8 protein-coding genes are annotated in these 6,884 nt (G+C 69.6%); 4 read left to right on the top strand and 4 right to left on the bottom strand.

The annotated features are described in order from the left end of the window. Window positions 1–189 precede the first annotated feature (189 nt). Window positions 190–486, top strand: coding sequence for a hypothetical protein (locus ACZ61C_RS25545; protein WP_465310343.1), 297 nt, complete (start codon window positions 190–192; stop codon window positions 484–486). 72 nt (window positions 487–558) lie between these two features. On the opposite strand, the gene ACZ61C_RS25540 is transcribed toward ACZ61C_RS25545, so the two are convergent. Together ACZ61C_RS25540 and ACZ61C_RS25535 are read right to left on the bottom strand one after the other, a co-directional pair. Beyond that, window positions 559–2,271, bottom strand: a complete 1,713-nt coding sequence (locus ACZ61C_RS25540) for a beta strand repeat-containing protein (RefSeq protein ID WP_465310342.1) — start codon at window positions 2,269–2,271, stop codon at window positions 559–561. A 57-nt stretch (window positions 2,272–2,328) separates the two neighbouring features. Continuing rightward, window positions 2,329–3,228, bottom strand: coding sequence for a hypothetical protein (locus ACZ61C_RS25535; RefSeq protein WP_465310341.1), 900 nt, complete (start codon window positions 3,226–3,228; stop codon window positions 2,329–2,331). A gap of 368 nt (window positions 3,229–3,596) precedes the next feature. Between ACZ61C_RS25535 and ACZ61C_RS25530 the strand changes: the two genes are divergently transcribed. The 3 genes from ACZ61C_RS25530 to ACZ61C_RS25520 all read left to right on the top strand — a co-directional run bounded on the left by ACZ61C_RS25530 (window position 3,597) and on the right by ACZ61C_RS25520 (window position 5,349). Further along, entirely contained in the window at window positions 3,597–4,598 is a 1,002-nt protein-coding gene (locus ACZ61C_RS25530) for a ferritin-like domain-containing protein (RefSeq protein WP_465310340.1), read from the top strand. Window positions 4,599–4,690: 92 nt separating this feature from the next. Beyond that, a complete protein-coding gene (locus tag ACZ61C_RS25525) occupies window positions 4,691–5,026 on the top strand; it encodes a twin-arginine translocase TatA/TatE family subunit (RefSeq protein WP_465310339.1) in 336 nt (111 codons plus the stop codon). Window positions 5,027–5,052: 26 nt separating this feature from the next. After that, a complete protein-coding gene (locus tag ACZ61C_RS25520; RefSeq protein ID WP_465310338.1) occupies window positions 5,053–5,349 on the top strand; it encodes a putative quinol monooxygenase in 297 nt (98 codons plus the stop codon). A 74-nt stretch (window positions 5,350–5,423) separates the two neighbouring features. Here ACZ61C_RS25520 and ACZ61C_RS25515 read toward each other — a convergent pair whose 3' ends face one another. Together ACZ61C_RS25515 and ACZ61C_RS25510 are read right to left on the bottom strand one after the other, a co-directional pair. Further along, window positions 5,424–5,876, bottom strand: coding sequence for a VOC family protein (locus ACZ61C_RS25515; protein WP_465310337.1), 453 nt, complete (start codon window positions 5,874–5,876; stop codon window positions 5,424–5,426). Then, window positions 5,873–6,715: an alpha/beta fold hydrolase gene (locus tag ACZ61C_RS25510; protein ID WP_465310336.1), complete on the bottom strand. Its 843-nt coding sequence runs from the start codon at window positions 6,713–6,715 to the stop codon at window positions 5,873–5,875. The genes ACZ61C_RS25515 and ACZ61C_RS25510 overlap by 4 nt, the downstream gene beginning before the upstream one ends. Window positions 6,716–6,884: the final 169 nt, after the last annotated feature.

Here is a 6,884-nt window from a genome sequence, read left to right as displayed (position 1 = left end):
CCCCGCAAGGGCCGGGAAAAAATGGAGGGGAGTCCTGGCCAGCTCGCCCCCCCCCCCCCCCCCCCCGTCACCCACAGGCGTGGTCCCGCGCCGGCGACCTGTCCACCCGGCCCGTCCCCTCCGAACTCCTGGTGATCCACTCGCCACCCGGATCGTGTCCGATGACCGTTTGAGGAGAAGGAGAACACCGTGAGCACATTCCGCCGTCGCCTGCTCGTGACCGCCGCGCTGCCCGCCGCGGCACTCGGCTTCCTGCTCGCCGCCCCCGGCGCGGCGTCCGCCTCCACCGCACCCGCCCCGGCGGTCGCGCAGTCCTCCGACGAAGGCCACGGACACCACCATCACCACGGCCTGGGCCTGCACCTCAGCCTCGTGCTGGGCCTGCACATCAACGGCCACGGCGGCTCGCACGAGGGCGACGACTGCGACAGCGGCCTCCTGGGCGATGGTCTTTTGGGCGACGGCGGCCTGACGCTCGGCGACTGATCGTTCCGAACGCGAAAAAGCGGGGCACCGGATTTCTCCGGTGCCCCGCTCTTACTGCGTCCCGCTGAACCGTCAGACGGTGTGCGGGGCGTGCGCGGCGGTGTTCCAGCCGGAGGTCAGGACATCGGCGTCGCCGCCGTTGCCCGCCCAGCCGGAGTTCCCGCCGGTCGTGCTGCTGGTGTTCCAGGCGTCGCCGGTCGAACCGGTGGCGCCGGTGTCACCCGAGTTGCCCGAGGTCACCTTGGTGTGCGACTTCGTGCCCTCGTTGTGCTTCCAGCCACCGTTGTTCCAGCCACTGTGGCGGCCCTGCTGCTCGTGCCCGCGGGTCGAGGAGACGGCGGTGTTGCCGCCGGTCGAGCCCGAGTCGCCCGAGTTGCCGGACTTGCCCGTCACCGCGTTGTTGTGGCTGGTGGCGTTCCCGGCGTCGCCGGAGTTGCCACCGTTACCACCCTTGGCGGTGCCGGTCACGACACCCAGGACGCCGGTGCGGCCGCCCTGCTCGTGACGCTTCCAGCTGTGCCCACCGCTGTTCGTGGCGGAGTTCTGGCCGGTGCTGACGACGGTGGCGTCGCCACCGTTGCCCGCCCAGCCCGAGTTCCCGCCGGTGGTGGTGCTGTGGTTCCACGCGTCACCGGTCGAACCGGTGGCGCCGGTGCTGCCGGAGTCGCCCGAGGTCACCGTGGTGCTCGACTTCGTGCCACTGCCGTTGTTCCAGCCACCGTTGTTCCAGCCGTTCTGGTGGCCACGGCCGTTGTGCTGGCCGCCGATGGTCCACACGATGGCGGTGTTGCCGCCGGTGGAACCCGAGTCACCCGAGTTGCCGGAGTTCCCGGTCACCGCGCTGTTGTTGCTGTTCGCGTTGCCGGCGTCACCGGAGTTGCCTCCGTTGCCGCCCTTGGCGGTGCCGGTCACGACACCCAGGACGCCCGTGGTGCCGCCCTGCTCGTGACGCTTCCAGCTGTGCCCACCGTTGTTCGTGGCGGAGTTCTGACCGGACGCGACCGTGGTGGCGTCGCCGCCGTTGCCCGCCCAGCCGGAGTTCCCGCCGGTGGTGGTGCTGGTGTTGGTCGCGTCGCCGGTCGACCCGGTGGCGCCGGTGTTCCCGGAGTTGCCCGAGGACACGGTGGTGGTGCACTGCGCCAGCAGGCAGAGGCCGTAGGCGCTGTTGCCGCCGGTGGAGCCGGAGTTCCCGGAGTTGCCCGAGTTCCCCGACGTCGCGGTGTTGGAGCTGGTGGCGTTCCCGGCGTCGCCGGAGTTGCCACCGTTGCCGCCCTTCGCGGTGCCGGTCACGGAACCGAGGGTCCCGAGGATGCCGCCCCGCGACGAGTGCGAGCCGGCGGTGTTCTTGCCGGACGCCGCCGTGGTCCCGGAGCCGCCGTTACCGGCGTTCCCGGAGTTCCCACCGGTGGTGCTGCTGGTGTTCGAGGCGTTCCCGGTCGAGCCGGTCGCGCCCGTGTTCCCGGAGTTGCCCGAGGACACCGAGGTGTTGCACTTCGCCAGCACACAGACGCCATAGGCGCTGTTGTGCCCGGTCGAGCCGGAGTTGCCCGAGTTGCCGGAGTTCCCGCTCACAGCGTTGTTGCTGCTGCTCGCGTTCCCGCCGGAACCGGAGTCACCGCCGTTGCCGCCGGCCGAAACGCCGTTGACCACGGAGTGCAGGGTGTTTCCGAGCCCGCCCAGCGGGCCCGAGTTCCCGGTGTCCGCACTGGCCACCGCTGACCCCAGCAGGACGAACCCGCCGGAGATGAACGCGGCGGTCAGGCCGCGTCGTACGTACTTGTGCATGACTTCCCTTTCCTTACCATCTGTCCTTTATGGATTTCTGGAGGTGGAAAGGGTTCGTCAGCTCGGATGGTCGTTTCCGTAGAAGACCAGCCAGTACAACGACGGAGGGCCACCCGGCGGTGCTCGCCAGGTGCGGTCGGTGCCGGGCACGGTCGAACCGGTCTCGGTCACGGCGTACTCGCCACCGTGCTGACCGGCCGAACTCGCCGACATCGAGCCACTCGCCGCGGGTGCGGCGGGCGCGGGTGGCGTGCTGCCACCACCGTCCGATCCGGACATCTCGCCAGCCGCGTCACGGCCGGCGACTATGCCCGGGTGTTGCGTGGTGACACCGGCGGACACCGATCGCTCCGCACGCGGCTGTTCCGGCACAACGACCACATCGGACGCGAGGTGACTTGCGGTCACTGCGGGTGCCGACGTCGGCCTCCGGTCGGCCGGAGCAGGCCGAACGTCGTCGCGCGGGGTCGTCGCCGTGGTTCCGGCGACGGCCTTGACCGCAGAATCAGCGCCCACCGCGTGCACGACCGGCTCGGTCACCGGGGCGACCGAGTTCAGCACCGGCCGCAGCACCGGCTCGGTCACCGGACGCACCACCGACAGCACCGGCGCGACCGCCTTGACGACCGGACGCGTCACTGGCGCGAGCACTGGCTCCGCCAGGTCGGTCACCGGCTTGACCACCGGCGCGACCTGCGACGTCACCGTGTGCACGACGTCGGTCACCGGCCGCAGCACCGGGTCGGCCTGCTTGACCGTGCTCTGCAGCGGCTTGCCGGCCGCGGCGAGCAGTCCAGGCTGGTCCGGCTGGTCAGGCGACCTTTCGGACGCGTTCGCGGTGCCCGACAACAGCATCGCCAGGACACCGAACCCGACCAGCGTGCCCGCGACCACGAGTACCCGCACCAACACCGAGCGCTCGTCCGCCGGCACAGAGTCGAACTGGGAAGTATTCATCCATCTCACCTCCCTTCGAGTACGAATTTCACCCGTCAGTGGGCTTTCGCCGCGAGATCGTCACCGGATTGGGGTCGCTCGCGATCTTTTTTTCTTTTTCTCCCAAGGTTTCTACCGGTCGGTAGCGGGTATACACCGTGGTTTTGCGCTGCTCCACAGCGCTTTCCGCTGGGCTGGACAAAGTGGACACCGCCGGCCACCGAGCACAAGCCCTCTCACCTGATCCGGATTCCGCCCCGTCCGACGGCCCCACGGCCTCGAACGGAAGGGGTCAACGACGGATCCATCCCGCGCGCGGGAGGCCATGCCGCGCATGCGGGACACGCCCGATGTCGTGCTCGGTCGCGCGCGGGCGGGAAGGAGAGCATGTGTTCGGCAAGCGCTATGCCGCTTCGATGATCAACCGGAGCGCCGAGAACGACCAGGATCGCCGCCGATTCCTCAAGGCCGCCGGCATGACCGGCCTCGGTGTCGTCGGCGCCGGAGCCCTCAGCGGCCTCGCCACCGGGACCGCGTCCGCCGCCACGGCCCGGCCTGCCGCGACGGCCGCCGCCGCGTCCGCCGAAGTCAGCGACGGCGCGGTCCTCAACTTCGCCCTCAACCTCGAGTACCTCGAAGCCGAGTTCTACCTGCACGCCGTCACCGGCAAGGGCCTCGCCGACTCGATGACCACCGGCACCGGCACCCGCGGCGGCGTCACCGGCGGCCGCGCGGTGAAGTTCAAGACGAAGGCGGCGAAGCAGTACGCCCAGGAGATCGCGGGCGACGAGAAAGCCCATGTCCAGTTCCTGCGCTCCGCGCTCGGCTCCGCGGCGGTCAGCCGCCCGGCGATCGACCTGCAGTCCAGCTTCACCGCCGCCGCGCAGGCCGCCGGGCTGGTCAAGCCGGGCCACAGCTTCGACGCGTTCGCCTGCGAGGAGAACTTTCTGCTCGCCGCGTTCCTGTTCGAAGATGTCGGCGTCACCGCTTACAAGGGTGCTGCGCCCCTGATCAGCAACAAGACGTACCTGGAGGCGGCCGCCGGGATTCTCGCGGTCGAGGCGTACCACGCGGGCAACATCCGCAGCGCGCTCTACCAGCACACCGACGGCATCCTCGGGCTCGGCCTGCTCGGCCGGGACCTGCGGGAGGCCAGTGTCAAGCTGTCCAACGCCCGCGACAGCCTCGACGGCCCCACCGACGACGACCAGGGCGTCATCGACAGCCACGGCCAAGCCAACATCGTCCCCACCGACGCCAACGGCATCGCCTACAGCCGCTCGCCCGGTCAGGTCCTCAACATCGTGTACCTGACGAACAAGGCCGCCACCTCCGGCGGGTTCTTCCCCAAGGGTGTCAACGGCGAAGTGAACACCAGCGCCGCCAACTGATCCCGGAGCGGGGGGGGGGGGGGGGGGGGGGGGGGGGGGGGGGCGGGCCCCCCCCCCCCCCCCCTCCACCCGACCACGGCCGGAGGACACGAATGTTCGGTCTCAGCCCGGAACACCTGCTCGTCCTGCTGGTCGCCGCCCTGTTCATCCTCGGCCCGGAACGCCTCCCGGGCGCCATCGCCACGGTGCGCAAAACCACGCAGAAGGCCAAGGACGCCCTCGCGAACGCCCACGAGCAGATCAGCAACGAAATCGGGCCCGAGTTCGAGCAGCTGCGCAAGCCACTGGGCGAGCTCAACCAGCTCCGCACGCTGGATCCCCGCACCGCCCTGACACGGTTCGTGCTCGACCCGCCGTCAGCCGAACCGTCCACTCCGGCGCCGTCGCCGACCGGACGAGTGTCCGGTGTGGACATGGAAGCCACCTGACACACAACCGAAAGGACCGTCATCCCATGACCGTCGACCGAGGACTTCTCGCGACCCTCAAAGCCAAGCCCGGCAAGGGCGACGAGCTCGCCGCGTTCCTCGAACAGGGGCGCGCGCTCGCCGCCGCCGAGACCGGAACCGTCACCTGGTACGCGTTCAAGATCGACGACACCACCTACGGCATCTTCGACACCTTCGAGACTGAAGAAGGCCGGCAGGCCCACCTCGACGGGCAGATCCCCGCCGCGCTCGGCCAGGTCGCGTCCGACCTGCTCGCCGCGGACCCGGACATCCGGCAGGTCGACATCATCGCCGTGAAGTGACCCATAGACCGCCCAGGCAGGTAGAGAGCCTGCTGCGGTCACCAGGTGCCCGGGTGGAAACACTGCCCACGTGATCAGGCGTCCACATCCTCCAGTGAGCTCGTGAGTTCGAGCTGGATGCCGTCGGGATCGGTGAGCGACAGCACCGCGATACCGAACGGCGCCAGCTCCGCGACCTCGCCGTGTGCGTATCCCGCCTCGGCGCATCGCTGCCGGATCTCAGCCAGCTCGGCGCGTCCGCCGACCGAAAAGCTGACGTGGTCGAGCCCGACGCGCAGCGGGTCGAACCGGTCACCGGCCTGCCGGCGTGGGTCGTCGCACGGCCGCAGTCCCAGCTGCAGCTGCCCGTTGGTCAGGACGATGCCGCCCTGCAGGTTGTAGACCATCAGCCAGTAGTCAGGATCGTCCTGGGACGGCAAAGCGTCCACCGCCACCGAGAAGCCGAGCACGCCCGTGTAGAAGTCACGCGCGCGATTTACGTCCGTGACGGTCAACCGGATGTGGTGGACGGCGCCGGCCGCGCTCACGCGACGTCCCGGGCCAGGAACGCCAGCAAGGCGTTGTTGAACTCCTCGGCGTGCGAGGCGTTGATCGCGTGCGGACCGCCCTTGATCACGACCAGCTCGCTGCGCTCGATCGCCTCGGCCGTGCGTTTGCCGCTGACCTCGAAGGGCACGATCGCGTCCGCGTCACCGTGGATCACCAGGGTCGGCACCCCGATCTTCGCGACGTCGGCGCGGAAGTCCGTGCGGCCGAACGCCGCGATGCAGTCGAGAGTGCCCTTCGGCGAAGCGAACGCCGCGATCTCCTGGGCGTAGGCACGCTGCTCCTCGCTCACTAGCAGGTCGCCGTTCGCGCTGAAGAAGTCGGTCGTGAACTGCTTGAGAAACGCGAGCCGGTCACCGCGGACGCCGGCTTCGAACTGCCCGATCGTCGCGTCGTCCAGGCCGCCGTCCGGGTTGTCGTCGCTCTTGAACAGGTAGGGCGGGACCGCGGCCGCCAGCACCGCCTTGGCAACCCGGCCGGTGCCGTGCGTGGCGATGTGCCGGACGACCTCGCCCCCGCCCATCGAGAACCCGACGAGCGTCACCTCACGCAGGTCCAACTGGGTCAGCAGAGTCTCCAGGTCGGCGGCGAACGTGTCGTAGTCATAGCCACTCCAGGGCTGCGACGACCGGCCGAAACCGCGCCGATCGTAGGTGATGACGCGATACCCGGCATCGACCAACGCCGGCACCTGCGCCTCCCAGGACCTGCCGCTCAAGGGCCAGCCGTGGATCAGCACCACCGGCTTCCCGGCCCCGTGGTCTTCGTAGTACAGCTCGATCGGCGCGGAGTTCTCGTGGCCGACGGTCACGCTGGGCATGAATCCTCCAGGTGGTCGAATTACCTCGTCCACGATTTGAATGCCCGCAATCAACCTCACGCAAACACGGCCCGTGCCAGCGGCCGTCCATGCCGCGGTGTCGCGGCAGCCGTGGTGAGCACGTGCGGCAGGCAGCAGCGAACAGCCCGGTGTGCCCAGCCCGTTCGAC

The sequence above is a fragment of the Amycolatopsis sp. NPDC104587 genome, assembly GCF_055583645.1.
This window is presented reverse-complemented; position numbering and strand designations above follow the sequence as displayed.

Coding starts and splice junctions, on each gene's coding strand:
- ACZ61C_RS25525 (WP_465310339.1), top strand. CDS start 4,691: ATGTTCGGTCTCAGCCCGGAACACCTGCTCGTCCTGCTGGTCGCCGCC.
- ACZ61C_RS25535 (WP_465310341.1), bottom strand. CDS start 3,228: ATGAATACTTCCCAGTTCGACTCTGTGCCGGCGGACGAGCGCTCGGTG.
- ACZ61C_RS25520 (WP_465310338.1), top strand. CDS start 5,053: ATGACCGTCGACCGAGGACTTCTCGCGACCCTCAAAGCCAAGCCCGGC.
- ACZ61C_RS25540 (WP_465310342.1), bottom strand. CDS start 2,271: ATGCACAAGTACGTACGACGCGGCCTGACCGCCGCGTTCATCTCCGGC.
- ACZ61C_RS25510 (WP_465310336.1), bottom strand. CDS start 6,715: ATGCCCAGCGTGACCGTCGGCCACGAGAACTCCGCGCCGATCGAGCTG.